Source organism: Aliikangiella aequoris (assembly GCF_053709105.1).
The window spans coordinates 1,385,462-1,405,000 of record NZ_CM132298.1 but is presented as its reverse complement, the minus strand read 5'-3'; the positions used below and the strand labels follow the sequence as shown (position 1 = coordinate 1,405,000).

The window sequence follows — 19,539 nt, the reverse complement described above, 5'->3', positions numbered from 1 at the left end:
TGTTTATTAGTAGAAAATTCATAAAAATTGTTATGGTGAGTTATCACAAACTCTGAGCTTAACTCGTTGCGAAGCGACTGGCCTGATAGGTTAACTTCATTAGCTTTACTCACCAAAGGAATCGACGCAATCCCTGCTGCTAGCCCCATTTGGCGGATAAAGTCTCTCCTTTTCCAAAAAACTTTCTCGCTTGTGACCAAGCTTTCATTTATCGCTATTTTTTTTCGAAGCTGCTGCGACTCATATCCCATACATTCAATCCAATTAGTTACCTATAATACAGAGAGTTTTACGACCCCAATCTGTTACGATTAAAGTAAAATTAAATAGGTCACAAAACTATGCCTTAACTAAAGCGAATATACGAGAGTTAACCAATTTAAGATTATTTAAATTTTACTCGCCTCTATGACAGCTTTATTTGCTACACTTAAAGTGCAATAGAGATACAGCTTAAGCAAAACACCAGCGTGATTTAAAACTTAAGTAAAATGCGAAACGCTTTAGATTGGCCGCCGAATATCTCTATTGACAAAAACCGGAAGTCTGGCATTATTCCGCGCGAAGTTTAGTATTCTGATGAGTATTTGTTAAATGATAGAAATCGATTTTAGCCGCCTAATTTTAAAAGGGATCACGCTTGAAGGACAAAAATTCAGGCCAAGTGATTGGGCTGAACGCTTGTGCGGCAATTTATGCACTTTTCGCAACCGCAGAATGTACTACTCGCCTTTGTTACGACCCGCAGTTATTGACGGCATTAAATGTGTTATTATTGATCCACGGCTTAACGATGAACATGCAAACTTACTTAAAGATGTCATTCATTTTGCTAACAAGAACAATTTACAGACTGAAAAAGAACAATAAGTTTCTCATTTTTATATAAAAAATTAACAAAAGCCTTAACTTTTCCCCCCTTTTCCGTCTATATTAGCAATAATGCAATTGATTCAACACTAAATTGAATAGGACACCCCCATGAAAAATGCTCTTTTGCTCATAAGTATTATCTTTTATGCGCTTGTAGGAAGTAGCTCAGTTAGCGCTGCTGAAGAACAGTTTATTTATAAATGGAAAGATAAAGACGGTATGGTTCACTACACCGAAAGACGCCCTGAACCAGGTATTCAATTTGAAAAAGTAAGAAAGAGAGTCGACAAAGGCTCTCTACCAACAAAATCGTCGACTTCTTCAATCGATGGCGAAAAATCAGAAGCTGAAGCTCAAGCAGAAGATTCGTATTCTAAATGGCGTCAACAAAACTGCAAAGTGGCCACTCAAAACTTGGATGTACTTCAAAATGCCGACAGAATATCCAAAGACGATGGTGAAGGCGGTAAGCGCTTAATGACCGAAGAAGAAAAGCAGGCTAATATTCAAAAAATGACCGAACAGAAAGCGAAATATTGCGGTCCAGCAAAAGAAAGTTAATTAGTACTCCATATAAAAAAAGAGAGGTTTACCTCTCTTTTTTTATATCTTTTACCCACTCCATAAGCTCAGCAAACTGAAAAGGCCAATATAATCGCTGATTAAAATTATCTAAACTAGCCTCTAGTACGGGAATTTTCTCTCCTAGCTCTTCTATAAGCTCATCGGATTCGGCAATATCAATTTCGCAAACATTAAATTCAACACCGGTAATCTTGGTTTGAGCTTTAACATAACTAAGCATTAAAACAACTTGTTCGCAAAGATGACAACCAGCAGTTGAATATAAGTTTATTTGTATGGAGGCTTTCATCACTTGTGTTTTACAATTTCCCAACAGCGGTGTAAATTTTTACGATTAAAATCAGGCGCTTGAGTTTGCTTAGAAATCTCTTTCATTGCAACTCCTACGTCTGGCTTATATTTCATTTCAAACTTGGTAAAGTTATTAGAAAAATATAAGGTCCCCCCATCAGACAGTAAGTTCAAACACTTTTCTATCAAATCTACATGGGCTTCTTGAACATCAAAATGGGTTTCCATTTTCTTTGAGTTAGAAAAAGTCGGCGGATCAAGAAAAATAACATCAAATTTTTCGTCACTGTTTTGCATTGAGTCTATCCACTCAATACAGTTTTCACGCACAAATTCGTGTTTAGAAAGGTTAATTTTATTTAAACAAAAATTACGCTTAGCCCACTCTAAATAGGTTCTCGACATATCAACATTAGTGGTCTTTTTTGCGCCAGCGGTTGCCGCATAAACTGATATGCTCGCGGTGTAGCAAAACAAATTTAAAACCGACTTACCCGCTGCTTTAGCTGCAATCATTTGACGGGTATTACGGTGGTCTAAAAATAGTCCGGTATCTAAATAATCAATTAAATTAACTTCTAGTTTTCTACCTGCCTCAACAACGGTAAAGTAATTTTCAACTTTGCGTTGATTGTCTTTCGCTGACTTTTGATACTGCCAATCACCTTTTTGTTGACGCCGCTGCTTAACAAATACGTGACTCAACGGAATTTCAAACACACCTGCAGCGACTCGCTGAATATCTTTTAAACGTCGATTAGCGGTTGCTTCATCAATCGATTTTGGTGGTTTATATTCTTGTATATGTAGTTTATTTTCGTAAACATCGATAGCGGCATTATATTCGGGTAAATCAGCATCATAAACTCGATAACAAGTGATCCCTTCTTTAGCTAAGTATTTTTTAATTTTAGCCCTGTTTTTTATGAGACGATTAGATAATTGAATCGCTTGCTCAGACAACTTAGCAGAAAAATCTTTATCAACTTCATTTTTGTTGGCTTGCTTTAAAAATTTACTTTCATCTATGTTTAGGTTTAGTAGCTCACAAGCGATACTACCGTTATTAAATTTATAAATTTTTTCTGCGCGTATTCCCAATGCGTGACCAAAAGCCTTGTCTGGCGATAATACCGACGCGCGCCATTGATTAAACTTATGCTTTAATAACTCACCTAGCTCAGAATACAATTCTATGACTTGATATCGCTCGCCTAACCTTTCACTGTACGGAGGGTTAACGATTAATAAGCCAGGTTGAGAGAAGTCTTTATCGGCTAGCTGATCAATTGCCGCGATTTGAATATTAATTTTATCTTCTAATTCGGCCAAACCTATATTCGCTTGCGCGTTTCTTACTGCTTTTGGATTTTGATCACTGCCTTCAATCACATAGTCACTTGCAGCCAACCCAGCAGCTTTACTTTGATTGGCCTCAGCAACAATTGAGTCCCATAATGCGGGGTTAAATTGATTCCACCCAGTGAGCCCTAAATACTCTCTTTTTAGCCCAGGAGCAATATTAAATGCCATCATGGCAGCTTCTACCAAAAAGGTTCCCGAGCCACACATAGGATCATAAATTCGCTTAAACTTTTTAGGCCAACCTGCTCTAATGAGTAATGCTGCTGCCAAGTTTTCTTTTATTGGCGCGCTACCACCTTGAGTTCTGTAGCCCCTATGGTGCAGTCCCTCGCCTGCTAAATCAATTGACAAAGTCACTTGGTTACGACGTATTCTGCAGTGAATAGCAACATCTGGCCGATTAAACTCTACATCCGGTCTAGACTCACCAGCATCTCTAAAATAGTCAACAACAGCATCTTTGACACGCTGTGCTATATATTGTGTATGCGATAAATTAGAGCGATAACTTTGTGCATTAACCACAAAAGAAGCGTTATTTTTAAGATGTTGCGACCAGTCAATAATAGAAGCTTGTTGGTAAAGCGTATCTTCATCTTCGGCATTAAAGGTGGCTATAGGGTAAAGCACACGGCTCGCCACGCGGCTCCACATTAAAACTTGATACACGCCACGCCAGTCAGTTTCAAATTGAACCTGAGAAAGCCCTTCTTTGGGCGACTCGATATCTAACGCTTTGAGCTCATCGACTAAAACGTACTCAAGACCTTTGGCACAAGTGGCAATAAAACGTGGCATGACATTACTCTAAGTTAATATTAGAAAGTTATCTAAAATTTTTATTTAGTATAGCGACTTCTTTTAACAAACACTAAATACCACTTATTCCTTTAAGCTAGCAAGTTTTGAATGTTTAGAAAGTGTTTAGTATTATTTGAGCTTTGCTAATTTGCTAATTAGGCTTGGCCCTTTATATATAAAGCCTGAATATATCTGGATTAGCTCGGCTCCTGCGTCTAACTTAGCTTGTGCGGTTTCAATGCTATCAATACCGCCAACTCCAATAATAGGAAACTGACCATCGACTTGTTCAACCAGTAGCTTTAATATCTTAGTGCTTTGCTCGAAAACCGGCGCTCCACTCAGTCCACCTTGCTCATGAGCATGCTTTAAACCCTGAACTTGCTCTCTACTAGCCGTCGTATTAGTGGCAATTACACCGTCAACACAATGTTTTTTAAACGTTTTAGCCAAGCTAATAACTTCCGCTTCGGTTAAATCAGGCGCGATTTTAATTAATACTGGAATTCTGCGCTTAAAACTTTCACTTAATTCAGCTTGTTTCTGTTTAATAGCAGAAATTAACTCATCGAGCGCCTCACCAAATTGCAGTTGTCTCAAGTTAGCAGTATTGGGCGATGATATATTAACCGTAATGTAGGAAGCATAAGGGTATACTTTTTCCATGCAAATCAAGTAATCTTGGGTTGCTTGCTCTACCGGTGTATCAAAATTCTTACCAATATTTATGCCTAAAACACCCGTGTATTTAGCGCTTTTTATATTTTCAATTAGCTGATCGACACCATCGTTATTAAACCCAAAACGGTTAATTAAGCCATTTGCTTGAGTAACACGGAAAAGTCTCGGCTTTGGATTGCCTGGCTGTGGCCTTGGTGTAACAGTACCAACCTCAATGTGACCAAATCCAAGCGCTGCAAAAGCATCAATACACATCCCGTTTTTATCCAATCCAGCAGCTAGCCCCAACTTATTAGGAAACTTTATGCCAAAAATCTCAACGGGATTATCCACCACTTTTTGGGTAATCATCCAACGGAAAGGCGACTTTTCAATTCGCTTTAGCCATTTAAGCGTTAAATCGTGAGTTCTTTCAGGGTCCATACGAAATAAAATAAAGCGAACAAGCGGATATAACAGTTTAGTCATTTGAGGAAATATAGGCTGAAAAATTAAGGTGGGCGATTATACCCGATTTTTTCTTCGTGTAGGAATTTTGTTCAACACAAAAACCATTTGGTTGTTTAAGCCGACCTGCTAGTGTCACTTAAACAGAGCTTAACGCCTGTCGGTTAAACTTTAGCCTCTGCTTCATCAGTGTATCAATTTAGCTACATTTCAATAAAGCTCTTTGTATCAAATTCGACACAGTCAAACATTCTTAAAAAACACCATTAGATTTAGTTCTTTGTTTTCAGAGACTTAACTTTCAGTTAAAAGATGGCACGCGACTTGATATAACTAAGCAAAGCGAGTTAATAGAGTTAATCAAAAATGGACATAAAAAGAGAACTAAGAGCAAAACCCGCATGGAAAAAATATTGGTATATTGCGCCAATAAGCCTGCTTATTTCCTTAGCGGTGTGGGGAAAATCCTTTTTAGGCGATTCTTCTTTTGTCATTGAAAAAGACAAGATTCAAATTGCAAAAATCGAGAAAGGCCAATTTAAAGTTGAGGTTAGAGCTATTGGCGTTTTAAAACCAAGCGAGGTGCTCCTGGTCCCCACCCTATCATCCGGTCGAGTAGAACAAATTTTAGTTAAACCCGGCACCAATGTTGAGAAAGGCCAAACTCTCGTAAAGCTTTCCAATCCAGAGACTTTAAGAGAACTCGATAAAGCCCAATGGGAATTTCAAGCAACAAAAGCAGAAATGCAGGCATCAATTGTTGCTTTGGAATCTCAGTTAGTTGATCTCGAAAACGCTGTGGATGATGCCGAATATAATTACAAAAGTGCAAAATTAAAACTTGATGCCGAATCGGCGTTAATCAACCAAGGAAATGCTTCGATCTCTAAACTAGATTTTCAAAGAACACAACTTTCCGTAGATCGCCAAATGCAACGCTGGCAAGCGCAAAAAAAGCGTAAACAGAAAATGATCGACAATGTGAATGCCAATAAAGTCGCTCAACAAGCTAGGCTGGAACTTGCAGAAAGTAAATATAAAAGCGTGCAACAACAGCTAGAAAACCTAACTGTAAAATCATCGATGGCCGGAGTTGTTCAAAAAGCAGATTTAGTCTTGGGTCAACAACTGAATATTGGTGCAAGCGTTGCTACAATTGCCAGCAAAGACTCTTTGTATGCGCAGCTACAAGTTCAAGAACTTCAAATTAAAGATATTCAGTTAGGTCAACAAGTAATTATAGATACACGCTCAAGTGAAATTAAGGGTTTAGTGACTCGCATAGATCCAAGTGCCAATGCAGGTTTAGTGCAGATCGATGTCGAGTTATCAAGCAAACTTCCTGGAGAAGCAAGACCGGAGTTAAACGTAGAAGGGCGAATTGTCACTGCACAAATTGAAAATGCGTTATATGTAAAGCGCCCGGCATTTGCCCCAACGAATAGCCAAGTCACTTTATTTAGGGTGTCTGATGATCACCAATTTGCTTATAAAGAAAGAGTACAGCTAGGTTTGAGTTCAGTAACTCACATTCAGGTTTTATCTGGACTAGACAATGGAGACTCGATAATTACTTCCGATATCACCGATTTTCAGCAACATAAACAAGTGCTAATTAACTAACCCATACACTACCAACTGTTATTATAGGGAGCTCCCAATGTCGGCTTTGATTCAACTCAACAATATTTGTAAACACTTTATAACCGAAGAAATTGAAACACGTGCAGTGAATAATATCGATCTTACAGTCCATAAAGGTGATTACATTTCATTGAGTGGTCCGTCAGGCTGTGGAAAGTCAACTCTACTATCTATTTTAGGTTTGTTGGATAGTGCAAGTAGCGGAACCTATACACTTGACGGTCATGATGTTTCGAAATTAAATAGAAGCCAAAGAGCTAATATTCGAAACAACCAAGTTGGGTTTGTCTTTCAATCCTTCAATTTAATTTCTGATCTCAGTGTTGCAGAAAATGTAATGCTTCCTCTAACTTATCAAAAGGGACTAGATAAAAAGTTAATTTTATCCAAAGTTAATGATGTTTTAGAAAAAGTAGAAATGTCTCACCGAAAAAACCATTACCCTTCCCAACTTTCAGGTGGACAGCAACAAAGAGTTGCAGTTGCAAGAGCACTGGTTAACGAACCATCGTTTATCTTAGCCGATGAACCGACAGGTAACTTAGATTCTAAAAATGCTCAAGCGGTTATGCATCTATTATCGGAATTGCATCAGGCTGGAAGCACCATTTGTATGGTTACCCACGACCCTCGTTCAGCTGAACTTGCTAGCCGTCGAGTTGAAATGTTCGACGGGCAAATAGTCACAGATTCAATTTCAAACACGGCTAATAAAAATGCTGATACCGTGATTCTTGAAACCGCTTTGGCTTAAACTAATAAGAAGAGTATAAATCCATGTCACTAGTTTTAGATATAAAATACGCTTCAAGGCTATTATTAAAAACACCAAAGTTCGCGGCGCTTACACTGTTCGTTCTTATTGGCGGACTTTCCATTAGTCTATATACATTTTCATTTCTTTATACGCTTGTATATAAGCCATTGCCGCTTCCTGAAGGAGAGTCAATAAAACGTCTGTTAATCGCTACCAATGGAGATGGACGAAGAATTCCCGCTTATGAATTCTTAGAAATCCGCGATAAATTAGAAAATTTTTCCGAAATAGGCGTTTACGATTCTGCGCCATTGCGTCTTTCAATTGGAGACGCTGGAAAAACGATAAACGCATCATTTGTTGAACCAGAAATGTTTAATTTCTCTAGGACTAAAGTGCTCTTGGGGAGAGAGTTGTCGGCTGAAGATATGCATTTGTCAGCTAATCCCGTCGCAGTGATAAGCCACTATACTTGGACGAATGAATTTAAATCCGACCCAGAAATTCTCGGTAAGGAAATGCGCTTAAATGACGAGTTAACCACTATTGTAGGCGTAATGCCCGAAGGATATGGTTTTCCTGTAAGCTCTCGGGTGTGGTTACCGATTCCAGAAAGACTAACTAAACTTCAGCCTGAATCACGAAATAACATTCAAGTATACGCGCGACTTAAGCCCGGAATCGACGTAAGTCAGGCGGAAGCTGAAATCGACCAGGCAATTAATGCTGTCTATCAAGAAACTTCAAAGCTCTATGACAAGGAAGACGGCCGATTGAGTGCTAGCTTACTTACATTTGGCCATGCCCAAACAGATGGGGATGGAAATGTCATGTTTACTTTTTTCAATCTCCTTGCTTTTTGTATTCTTTTATTAGCCTGTATCAATACCGGAAATTTGCTCTTGGCTAGAGCGATAGATAGACAAAAAGAAACCGCTATTCGAGCTGCGCTTGGTGCGCCGATCACAAGGCTAACATTGCAAATAATGTGGGAAGGAATAATTATTACCTTGCTTGGCAGTGTATTGGCCGTTTTACTGGTTGCCGAATTGCTCGACTTTACCGAAACTATAATGCATTCAGCATTTGGCGGTGGTCTTGCTTTCTGGTGGCATTGGGGAATGGATATACCGACTTTGCTGATGGCAGTAGGATTTACATTCGTCACATTATTTCTTGCGTCATTTATTCCAGCATGGCGAACAGCTAACCAAGACATCAATAATACTTTACGCGATGGGACGCGAGGTGCTCAAGGAAAAAAAGCGGGTAGAATGACTAAATCTTTAGTCACTCTTCAAATATTTATTATTTCAATACTTATGCTAATTGGGTCTTTCTCTGCATTTATTTCTCAGTTTTTACTCAGCATTGAAACTAAGGAGGACTTCAGTCAAATCATTAGTGGCCAAATTCTTCTACCCAACGATAAATACGAAAAGCCAGAGCAACAGCGGATCTTTTTTGAAACTTTTTATAATCGAATCAAAAGTAAGAATAATGCAACCAATGCAGTAGTCCAAGGATATTTTGGTGAAAAACAATTTACCCTTGACGATGTCAATATGATTGATACTGGCCAGCCTAACTACCTAGACGTTATCGGTATTATTGGTAGCCCAGACTTTTACGGTCCGAAATTACTTGAGGGTAGGCATTTAGATACAAGAGACAATCCAAATTCACAAAGGACTGGCTTAGTCAGCCAATCGATGGCGAAACGCTACTGGCCAAATTCTTCTGCGCTAGACAAAAGAGTTAAAGTTGCCATTAACGACAAAGAAGAATGGATCTATATTGTGGGAGTCATGGAAGATCTTCTTGAAGGTACGCCGGCAATTGTTACCAGCAACGACGCGAACGACAGACTATACGTATCTGGATATCAATACCCAAAGAGATATCAGTTTATTAATTTTCACTATATTGGAGCAGAAGAAATCGCCGTAGAGTCATTTTATCAAGTGCTATTTTCATTAGACCGAAGCATAGAGCCGTTGCGGGTTGAGCCGGCAGAACAGAATAGAAATCTTATCAAAAAAATGATGAAAATCACTTCGGACCTTACTTTTGGCATAGGCGCATTTGCTTTACTGTTGGCGTTAACAGGCATATATGGGCTGACTTCAAATTCTGTGAATCGACGAGCTCACGAAATCGGCATAAGACGAGCTGTTGGTGCAACGGATAAAGATGTTATCTCAATGTTTTTGAAACAAGGTAGTAGACAGCTTGTGATAGGACTAGGGCTAGCCTTATTACTATTTGCCTTAATGGCGTATGTTTTCAATGGGTTTAGTGGTGCAGGGATTCCTAGCGCAATATATTTATCTTTAGCTGTTACTGTTACGATTGGCTTGAGTTTGGTCGTTATGATCGCTGTGTATATACCAACAAAAAGAGCTGTCAATATGGAGCCCAGCGAAGCACTTAGATATGAGTAAAGACAGCCAAAGATTCGACTAATACCTGTTGCAGCTAGATAGGAGCTTACGTAAACTAGCTCCTATCTAGCAATTATGCTTACTGTTCAAATTAAACTAAAAACTACTCTATGAAGAAAACCATACTTATAGCTGATGATGACACAGATGTTCTAGCTGGATTGGAGTTTCTATTAACCGAAGAAGGTTTCAAAACACTTAAGGCCAACTCCCCTGCCGAAATTATCAGTATCATCAACAATCAAAGCGTTGACTTGATATTAACCGATATGAATTTCAGTCGAGACACAACTTCGGGTGGAGAAGGCATTACGCTTTTAAAAACGCTTAACCAATTAGAGCTATCTACTCCCGTAATCGTGATGACAGGCTGGGCTACAATCGATGTGGCAATTGAATCGCTAAAAGCAGGTGCTAGCGATTTTGTACAGAAACCTTGGAATAATGAGCACCTCATTAGTTTAGTTCAAACCCATTTAAAGTTCGCAACAATAGAAAAACAAGCCGTTCGTTTAAAACAACAAAACAACTTACTCAACAGCGAAGCACACCCGCTTGAAGGTAATAACATTATTGCCACTTCCAGCGTAATGAAAGAGCTAATGGCGACATTAAGCGAAGTTGCCAAATCCGATATGAATATCCTGCTTACTGGAGACAATGGAACAGGTAAAAGCATGTTAGCACAATATGTGCATCATGCTTCCAACCGTAAAAACCAAGCATTTGTCTCAGTCAACATGGGAGCAATAAGCGATAATCTCTTTGAAAGTGAAATGTTTGGTCATAATAAAGGCGCTTTTACTGACGCGAAAGAAAATCGAATTGGCCGCTTCGAAATGGCTGAAGAAGGCACTTTGTTTTTAGACGAGCTAGCCAATATCCCCCTTAACCAGCAAGCAAAACTGCTGAGAGTTTTAGAAGAAGGAAAATTTGAGCGCGTAGGCAGTAGCAAAACAATTAATGCCGATGTAAGAATTATTTCCGCCACAAATGCAAACTTAACTGAGTTTATTCAGCAATCACTCTTTAGACAGGATTTGTATTATAGGCTCAATACCATTGAAATAAAGGTACCATCATTAAGTGAGCGCCAAAGCGACATTGAACCACTAGCAGAATATTTTCTTAACAAATATAGCCGAAAATACAACAAGGCTAAGCCCGCGTTATCTAACGATGCCATAAGAATAATGCAAAGTTATTCGTGGCCAGGAAATATTCGAGAGCTCAGTCACTTAATGGAGCGAGTATTATTCATTTGTAAAAATTGTCAAATAGAACCAAACCATTTAAATCTAAATGATAACTTCGTTAACAATAACAATAACAGTAATAATCATGGCGACGATTCTAAGTTTGCGGAGCTTAATCATGGCAATTTAACCTTAGAAGAAATAGAGCAAGCAGTATTAAAGTCTCGATTAGAAATGCATGGTGGCAATGTCACAGAGACAGCAAAATCTTTAGGTCTTAGCCGCAGCGGCTATTACCGTCGCGTGCAAAAATATGGCCTTGAATAAAATGAACACTAAAATCATGATGTTATCTAGGGTTTTAGCAAAAGTTAAACAATTAAACCCATTTAAAGATTATGCTAGCGAACAGGCAGGTTTAGTTTTAATTGCTAGTGTTCCTTGCTTGACTCTCGCCCTGTTTTGTATGCGTTTTGCAGGTGCGTCCTATTACTTGATTAGCTTCTTTGCCATTATATTTTTGTTGCTAATAATCTATGCCGCACTTACAGGAAAAAATAGAGCCAACTATCAGCTACAAACACTCTCTAATTTAGTTGAAGCTATGATCGATGGTGACTACACATTAAGAGGAAGAAAGCAGTCTAACCCAGCCTTCCAAGACTTGTTGAATCGGATAAATCTACTTGCAGATAATTTGCATAAACACAAACTAAAAGCAGAAGAAAGCCAATTACTATTGGAAAAAATAATACAACAAATGGATGTGCTAGTATTTGCAACAGACAATAACAATCATATTGTGATGATTAACGACGCGGCGAGAAAAACGCTAGGCTTTAATTCCAGTTTAGACAATGGTTATAAACTTAGCGATATCGGCATGGAAGACCTAGTTGGCTATAAGAATTCGGGTGTAGTCAAACTAAACAAGAACTCAATTAGTGGAGAATTCGTTTTATTTAAAGATCAATTCTATAGTGACAACCAAAAACATCAACTTTTCCTTTTAACTCGCATAGAAAAATTGCTAAAGGAAAAAGAGCGTGAAGCGTGGCAAAATTTACTCCGAGTATTAAGCCACGAACTGAACAACTCATTAACGCCAATCGCAACCTTTAGCACTACGATGCTAAGAAAAATCAACAAGGAACAGCAAGTAACCGATATCGAGAAATTTAAAGATGGGCTGTCTATCATCAAAGAAAGAGCGGAATCATTAAATCAATTTATTACAAGTTACAGTCAACTTTCACATTTGCCACAAGCAAACAAACAAGACTTTAACTGGGCAAAAAAGCTCAAACAGCTTAGCAAGCTTTTTCCGGATTGCTGTGTAATCAACAACTTTAAGTTCAAGCAAGACCCAAAGCATGTGATACAGGCCGATCCTCATCAAATGGAACAAGTTTTTATCAATTTACTCAAAAATGCGCGTGAAGCTATGGCGGGTTTAGAGCTTAAAAAAATTGAGATAAATGCAGAAGTAGCAAACGAAAACCTAATAATCACAATAAAAGATTGTGGCTCAGGAATAGCTAACCCGAAGAATCTATTTGTTCCATTTTATACTACCAAAAAATCCGGAAGCGGGATTGGACTAACCTTGTGCCAACAAATCTTATCGAGTCACGATGCAACTCTTCATTTAACGAATAGAGAAAACTCTGCTGGCGCACAGGCAACTATTGTTTTCCCGGTAAAAGTCAATTAGCCGATAGACCCTATTATTTAATTTATAATAGGGCGTTTCACATTTGATACTCAATGTTCATGACTCTCTTACCAGATTCTCGCCTATCAATTGGTATTTTACCCACTCTTTAAATCTAGGAAGGCGAGCTAAATTTGCTTAATTGAAAAAATGAGAGCAATTGCAACTGGAGAAAGATATAACGCCTTAAATTAATGCAATTATAATTCTAGAGATGCTTACAAAGTGTTATCCGAGTGAGTCAGTAGCCTTGCTGTAACTGAAAACTTAACTAGGCTGAAGCTTATTAGACTTGATAGGTTTAATCGCGTTCAAGTGTAGCCTGTTAAAATCACTGCGAGTAACTTGTAGGTTGAAACGCTTTTTCCAACCTACAATGATTACTAAGCTTATTTTTTAGCTGCAGCCTTTTTCTTGGCAGGCGCCTTTTTCTTGGTTGCTTTCTTTTTAGTCACTTTTTTCTTTAGCGTTTCTTCCCAAGTGCCATTAACATAGTGAGCGCTCCAGCCAGTCGCTTTTCCATCTTTTTCGCTGGTGACATACTGCTCTTTCATTTTACGGCTAAAGCGATACATTGCTTTATTACCATCAGGGTCGACAACAGGTGCGGTCGTTAAATATTCAAACTTAGGGTCTAGTTGGTCTTTAACAGTTAACAACTCTTCCACTAAAGGTGCACGTGTTTCACGGTTTCTTGGAAACTGACTGGCAGCCAAGAAAATCCCTGACGCGCCATCACGCAATATGTAATGATCATCTACCTTTAGACACTTAAGATTAGGCATTGGGATTGGATCGGCTTTTGGCGGTGCCGCTTCTCCATTTCTTAACAACTTACGTGTGTTTTTACACTCGCTATTGTTACACCCAAAATATTTGCCAAAGCGGCCTACTTTAAGTTCCATGTTGTCGCCGCACTTATCACATTCGATAATTGGGCCGTCATAGCCTTTAATTTTAAAAGTACCCTCTTCAATGAGGTAGCCTTTACAAGTTGGACTATTGCCGCAAACGTGCAATTTGTGTTGCTCATCCATCAAAAAGCCATCCATTGCTGAATCGCATTTAGGGCAGCGCTTTTTCAAGAGAAGGTTTCTGCTTTCTGCTTCTTCGTCTTTGTCGACCGCTTCAATTTCATCGTCTGTGATTAAATTCATTGTATGAGAACAACGTTCTTTAGGTGGCAGCGAAAATCCACTACAACCTAAGAAAGTCCCCATTGATGAATTGCGGATCATCATGTTATGAGTTTTACACTCCGGACAAATCATTTCCATTTCAACCGATTTTTGATTTTCCATTCCGCCTTCTTCTACTGGCAGTTCAGCCTTGGCTAATCGGTTAGTTAAGTCTTCATAGAATTTAGTTAAAGTATCTTTCCAGTACTGATCACCCTGAGCGATAACATCTAATGTTTCTTCCATTTTAGCTGTGAAAGAAAAGTCCATTAAATTATTAAAGCTCTCGCTTAAACGATCGGTAACGATTTCGCCCATTTTGTTGGCGTAAAATCGTCTATTTTTCACCACTACATAACCCCGGTCTTGAATGGTCGAAATAATAGAAGCATAGGTCGATGGACGCCCAATGCCTCTCTTTTCTAATTCTTTAACCAGCGCAGCTTCACTATATCTTGGGGAAGGTTTGGTAAAATGCTGCTTAGGTAGTAACTCTTTTAGGGTTAGCTTTTCACCAACAGAGACTTCGGGTAATATCGCCTCGTCGTCATTTTTGCCCTTTCTTGGTGGCTGAACAGCCGTAAAGCCGTCAAACTTCACTACTCTGCCTTTAGCCGCCAATTTGAAATCGCCCGCTTTTACAATCAAACTCGTCACATCATAGATTGCATCTGTCATTTGACATGCAATAAATTGACGCCAAATTAAGCCGTATAATTTAATTGCATCATCATCAACACCTTTTAAGTGTTTCTCTCGTGTACCTGCGTTAGTAGGTCTTATCGCTTCATGAGCCTCTTGCGCCCCTTCTTTACTAGAATAAAATTTGGGTGATTCTGGTAAATATTTGTCGCCATAATTTTTTTGTATATAATCTCGGCACATAGCGAGTGCATCTTGGCTTAAAAACGTTGCATCGGTACGCATGTAAGTGATGTAACCCGCCTCATAAAGCCGCTGTGCCAGCATCATGGTTTTCTTAACATTGTAACCAAGTCGAGTACTCGCCGCTTGTTGCAGTGTTGAAGTTATATAGGGGGCACTTGGCTTACTCTTAGACGGCTTTGAGTCACAGCTTTCAACTATAAAGTCTTGCTGTTTAAGATCTTCAAGCGCTGCGTCACTTTCTTTTTTGTTGGTTGGGCGATATTTCTTGTCTTTAAATCTTCTAACTTCTAAGTTGATTAACTCGTTACTGTGATTAAGCGAGTCAGCATACAAACTCCAATATTCTTCTGGAATAAATGCCCGAATTTCTCGCTCCCGCTCAACAATTAGCTTAACTGCAACTGACTGTACTCTACCTGCTGAAAGGCCGCGAGAGACTTTTTTCCATAAAAGTGGAGATACCATAAACCCAACAACACGATCTAAGAAACGTCTGGTTTGCTGAGCATTAACAAAATTCATATCTAATTGAGTTGGTTTAGCGAATGCTTCACCGATAGCTTTTTTAGTTATTTCGTTAAAAACAACTCTTTGATAGCGGTCATCATCGCCGCCTATCTCTTCACGCAAATGCCATGCGATTGCCTCTCCCTCTCTATCCAAATCCGTTGCGAGATAAATAGTGTCGGCATCTTTAGCGTAAGACTTTAACTCTTTAATAACTTTTTCTTTACCTGGCAAAATATGGTAAGTGGCTTGCCAGTCTTTTTCAGGATCAATTCCCATACGCTTAAATAAAGCTTCTTTGGCTTTTTTGGCTTTGTGGATTACCTTTTGGTCAGGAGATAGTTTACGGGTTTCGGCGGCCTTTCTGGCCCGTTCTTTAGGATCAGAAGACGCAGTAGCAACTTTGGTAGGCAAATCTCTCACATGACCTACGCTCGACTTTACGATAAAGTCTTTACCTAAGTATTTGTTGATAGTCTTTGCTTTTGCCGGCGACTCGACAATAACTAATGATTTACCCATGAAGAATAAAAATTCCTGATATATTTAAAATAATAGTAAAAAGCAGATTGCTGCTTTGCAATTAAGCTTAGCCTGAGAAACGCGATATAAGATCGCTTTATATTGCGTCTCGATTTATTGTTATTTGTCACTCACCTATTTACTAGGTCACAGCTTAACGAGCACCTACTTTAGCGTCTTACTTGTTTACTGCCTTTTTATTTTATGGTCAATTACCCTAGCTTAGTCAACACTTAATTTAAGTTTTTAAATATTAACCGCCAAATGGGTAGCTATAATTGCGCAATATTGAACCGAATTAACTAACTATTTTGCCTTAACAATGTAATGGGAGATGGCTTTGTTACTCGCTTTACCCCTTGCCAAGAGGCAATTAGCATAAATCCAACCGTGGCTACAGGAAGCACCGCCCAAAGACTCCAATGAAACTCAAACTCAATTTCAAAAATAAAACGATAAAGTACAAATGAAACTAGCTCAATTGCCATAATCGCCATAATAGAGGACAAAACTCCTAGCCAAAAATACTCAAAACGAAAGCTCTTACTAATAAATTGCTTACTCGCTCCCAAGGTTCTTAGAATCGCAGATTGCTTGTATTTTGAATCAAAAGTGTGCTCCATAGCAGCCCACAGCAAAGCCAAACCAGCGGCTACTACAAAGAGCATTATCACTTCAATTGCGCGACTTATTTTTTCAATTATAGATTGAATTTCAGCTAAAATTGCGTCTAGTTCGATTATGCTAACGCTTGGATAGTCACTAACAATTTTCGCTAATAACGGCTTTTGCTCTAGCGATAATTTAAAGCTAGCGATATAAGTAGCGTTAAACTTATCTAATGCACCAGGATTTGAGATCACATAAAAGTTAGGAGTAAAAGTTTGCCAGTCGATACTTCTAATGCTCACAATTTCCGCATCCCAAGGCTCCGAGCCAATATTAAAATTAAGTTTATCCCCTATTTTAAGTTGTAGCGCGTCGGCGGTTTTTTGCTCAATAGAAATTTGTGCGGAGTCATTCTCAGCTTGCCACTGCCAGCGGCCACCGACAACTTGATTACCCAGAGGTAACTGTTGCGCCCAAGTCATATTCAGCTCACGGCGCAACGAGTTATGCGATAGTGACTTTTCCTCAACCGCTTGTTTTACATCTACACCGTTAATTCCAGTAATACGCCCCCGTACCATCGGGTACAAACCAGAAAAAGTTAAATTATTCTGTTCAAAAAATGTTTCTAGTGGTTTTACATCTTGCGGTTTAACATTGACTAAAAAGTGATTGGGCACATTGTCACCTAGACTTTGCTGCCACTTACTAAGTAGCTCACTTTTTACTAAAATGACCAACGCAATCACAAATAAAGTTATGCTAAATGACAGCAAGTGCATTAAGGTAAAACTTCTATTAGCATTAAGCTGACGAATGCTAAATTTAACTTCAGGCGATCGAATCAAAGGCAGCTTAGTCGCGGCTTTAAGTAGTAACGCTGCAATAAGCGCAAAAACAAAAGCTACCCCGACTAACCCTAATAAAACACTTAATAATAATTTTAAGTTTTGCATTTGTAACCACATGACAAAAACTAAAGTTGCCGCGGCTAAAGCATAAACACCCCAGCTTTTTAAGCTCATTGGAGCAAGTTGACGGCGCAAAACTCGCATCGGTGGTACTGACTGTATTTGCAACAAAGATGGAAAGGCAAACCCAAAGAGCAACAAAGTAGCCGCAACGAAGGGTAGCAGCAATACTTTGTAGTTAGCAGCTGGCAGTTGTTTAACCACACTCTCAGCAAAGCTTTCTACCAAAACCGCCTCAAATAAAATTCCGAAACTGGCCCCCAAGGCTATTCCTGTAACGCATACAAAAATTAGAATAAAACTAAACACACTAAATACTTGCGCCCTATTTAGCCCAAAGCAACGCATGAGTGCGCTCAAATCAAATTGGCGATGGGCATAACGGTTTGCCGCAAGTGCTACGGTGAGACCTAACAAAATCATGGTTAATAAGGTTGATAGGCTTATATATTTTTTGCTTCTAGAAATTGCAGAACCAGCAATTGGTGACTCGTCAAAAACTGTTACTAGCCGCTGACTCGAGGAAAGCAAAGGCTTTATTTTAGCGGCATACTGATTTATCGATTCAGGTTCACCAGCAAATAAGTATCGATAAACGATGCGACTGCCAGGCTGAACCACTTTGGTTTTGTCTAAATCATCTAAGTTAATGATTGCAGCCGGCGCAATATTAAACAAGGTGCTGCCTTGACCAGGCTTTAATGCGATAACCCCGCCAAGCTTTAAATGGGTGTATCCTAATTCAATTTGACTTGTTTGGGTTAAATTTAAACTATTGTAAATTCTCGGTTCTACCCATAGCTCTCCTAACGGAGGCATATTAACGGCCTGTTTTTGTGTTGCATAGGGTGTTTGACTTATTTCAATTTGACCTCTTAGCGGGTAGTTACTGCTTACGGCTTGGATTGAGGCTAGTTGCAGTTTTTCATTGGCAAATAATACACTTGAAAATTCTACCGACGTTGCTTGTTGTAGATTATTTTGACTTGCCATATCAAGCCAATCGGAAGGTAGTTCTTGCGGCGAAGTAATCACTAAATCGGCGCCAAGTACATCTGCAACTTCTTTATTTGTTGCCGCTTCAAACCGCTCTACAAGTAAAAAAATAACACTAATAGAGGCCACCGCAATACTCATAGAGAGTATTAACAGTAACAAGTCACCACGCTTAGAGTCTCGCTTAAAAATTCGCGCGGCAATTTTAAATGTAACAGCTAAAAAACTCATTCAACTGCCTCAGGCTTTAAATCATCGTTGGTATTTTTATTGCCGTTATGTTGCTTAAAATCGATAATTTTTCCCGCACGCAAAGCTAACGAATGGTCACACTTTTGAGCAAGGTGTTGGTCGTGTGTGACCAGCACCAAGGTGGTTTGGTGTTGTTCATTTAAATCAAACATTAGCTGGATAATTTTTTGACCAGTTTCAGTATCTAAGTTACCAGTTGGCTCGTCTGCAAGTAACAGTTTGGGCTGAGTCACAAATGCTCGAGCCACAGCCACGCGTTGCTGCTCTCCACCAGAAAGTTGGTTAGCGTGATGCTTGTAGCGCTTGCCTAAGCCCACCGCGTTTAGCATGGCTTTTGCTTTTGACTTTGCCGCTTTGTCGCCTTTCAGCTCTAATGGCATCATCACATTTTCAAGGGCCGTTAAACCACTGATCAGTTGAAAGCTTTGAAAAATAAACCCCAAGTTTTCCATTCTCGATAAGGCTCGCTGCTCCTCACTAATATCGAAAATAGATTGGCCATTTAGAATTACTTTGCCGCTTGTTGGCGTATCTAAACCGGCTAACAGCCCTAAAAGAGTCGTTTTACCCGAACCTGATTCACCCACAATTGCAAGACTTTTAGCTTGCGCTAACTTAAAAGAAACATCTTCGAGAATACGTAATTGACGATTTTCTATCGCAACCGACTTACTTAAGTTTTCAGCAATTAACATTCAAACTCACTTTTTGTTATTCCAAATTAATTCGTATATCATGCACTATCAAAAAATAGTTGGTGCAAGACACTCAATTGGTGGCAATCAAGCAGACCAATTCAACACTTTCATTTAACTTAG

General features: G+C 39.1%; 14 protein-coding genes (1 of these 14 running past the window's edge). 7 read left to right on the top strand and 7 right to left on the bottom strand.

Features of this window, described 5'->3' with window-relative positions:
• On the bottom strand, window positions 1-251 hold the beginning of the coding sequence (gene msrP / locus ACUR5C_RS06140; protein WP_454467480.1) for a protein-methionine-sulfoxide reductase catalytic subunit MsrP. The gene continues 718 nt to the left of window position 1, outside the view; 251 of the gene's 969 nt are visible here — the first part of the coding sequence; the start codon lies at window positions 249-251; its stop codon lies off the left edge, out of view.
• Window positions 252-594: 343 nt separating this feature from the next.
• Between msrP and ACUR5C_RS06135 the strand changes: the two genes are divergently transcribed.
• Window positions 595-870 (top strand): DUF3579 domain-containing protein, encoded by a 276-nt coding sequence (locus ACUR5C_RS06135; RefSeq protein WP_454467479.1) that lies wholly within the window; start codon window positions 595-597, stop codon window positions 868-870.
• A gap of 111 nt (window positions 871-981) precedes the next feature.
• Entirely contained in the window at window positions 982-1,434 is a 453-nt protein-coding gene (locus ACUR5C_RS06130) for a DUF4124 domain-containing protein (RefSeq protein WP_454467478.1), read from the top strand.
• 28 nt (window positions 1,435-1,462) lie between these two features.
• On the opposite strand, the gene ACUR5C_RS06125 is transcribed toward ACUR5C_RS06130, so the two are convergent.
• The 3 genes from ACUR5C_RS06125 to pyrD form a co-directional block, all read right to left on the bottom strand.
• On the bottom strand, window positions 1,463-1,747 hold the full coding sequence (locus tag ACUR5C_RS06125) for a glutaredoxin family protein (protein ID WP_454467870.1): 285 nt from the start codon (window positions 1,745-1,747) through the stop codon (window positions 1,463-1,465).
• The gene (rlmKL, locus tag ACUR5C_RS06120; protein WP_454467477.1) at window positions 1,747-3,912 is read right to left on the bottom strand and encodes a bifunctional 23S rRNA (guanine(2069)-N(7))-methyltransferase RlmK/23S rRNA (guanine(2445)-N(2))-methyltransferase RlmL; all 2,166 of its coding nucleotides are present in this window, start codon (window positions 3,910-3,912) and stop codon (window positions 1,747-1,749) included. The genes ACUR5C_RS06125 and rlmKL overlap by 1 nt, the downstream gene beginning before the upstream one ends.
• A gap of 132 nt (window positions 3,913-4,044) precedes the next feature.
• On the bottom strand, window positions 4,045-5,064 hold the full coding sequence (gene pyrD / locus ACUR5C_RS06115; RefSeq protein WP_454467476.1) for a quinone-dependent dihydroorotate dehydrogenase: 1,020 nt from the start codon (window positions 5,062-5,064) through the stop codon (window positions 4,045-4,047).
• 345 nt (window positions 5,065-5,409) lie between these two features.
• On the opposite strand from pyrD, the gene ACUR5C_RS06110 reads away from it, so the two are divergent.
• From ACUR5C_RS06110 to ACUR5C_RS06090, 5 genes are all read left to right on the top strand, one after another.
• The gene (locus ACUR5C_RS06110; protein WP_454467475.1) at window positions 5,410-6,666 is read left to right on the top strand and encodes an efflux RND transporter periplasmic adaptor subunit; all 1,257 of its coding nucleotides are present in this window, start codon (window positions 5,410-5,412) and stop codon (window positions 6,664-6,666) included.
• 37 nt (window positions 6,667-6,703) lie between these two features.
• Complete coding sequence (locus ACUR5C_RS06105) at window positions 6,704-7,441, top strand: ABC transporter ATP-binding protein (protein WP_454467474.1); 738 nt, start codon at window positions 6,704-6,706, stop codon at window positions 7,439-7,441.
• Window positions 7,442-7,464: 23 nt separating this feature from the next.
• Entirely contained in the window at window positions 7,465-9,888 is a 2,424-nt protein-coding gene (locus ACUR5C_RS06100; RefSeq protein ID WP_454467473.1) for an FtsX-like permease family protein, read from the top strand.
• 110 nt (window positions 9,889-9,998) lie between these two features.
• Entirely contained in the window at window positions 9,999-11,411 is a 1,413-nt protein-coding gene (locus ACUR5C_RS06095; RefSeq protein ID WP_454467472.1) for a sigma-54-dependent transcriptional regulator, read from the top strand.
• A 1-nt stretch (window position 11,412) separates the two neighbouring features.
• Window positions 11,413-12,798, top strand: a complete 1,386-nt coding sequence (locus tag ACUR5C_RS06090) for a sensor histidine kinase (protein ID WP_454467471.1) — start codon at window positions 11,413-11,415, stop codon at window positions 12,796-12,798.
• A 389-nt stretch (window positions 12,799-13,187) separates the two neighbouring features.
• Here the strand turns inward: ACUR5C_RS06090 and topA are convergent, their stop codons facing one another.
• The 3 genes from topA to ACUR5C_RS06075 all read right to left on the bottom strand — a co-directional run bounded on the left by topA (window position 13,188) and on the right by ACUR5C_RS06075 (window position 19,416).
• Complete coding sequence (topA, locus tag ACUR5C_RS06085; RefSeq protein WP_454467470.1) at window positions 13,188-15,893, bottom strand: type I DNA topoisomerase; 2,706 nt, start codon at window positions 15,891-15,893, stop codon at window positions 13,188-13,190.
• A 302-nt stretch (window positions 15,894-16,195) separates the two neighbouring features.
• Window positions 16,196-18,700, bottom strand: coding sequence for an ABC transporter permease (locus tag ACUR5C_RS06080; protein WP_454467469.1), 2,505 nt, complete (start codon window positions 18,698-18,700; stop codon window positions 16,196-16,198).
• On the bottom strand, window positions 18,697-19,416 hold the full coding sequence (locus ACUR5C_RS06075; RefSeq protein ID WP_454467468.1) for an ABC transporter ATP-binding protein: 720 nt from the start codon (window positions 19,414-19,416) through the stop codon (window positions 18,697-18,699). The genes ACUR5C_RS06080 and ACUR5C_RS06075 overlap by 4 nt, the downstream gene beginning before the upstream one ends.
• Window positions 19,417-19,539: the final 123 nt, after the last annotated feature.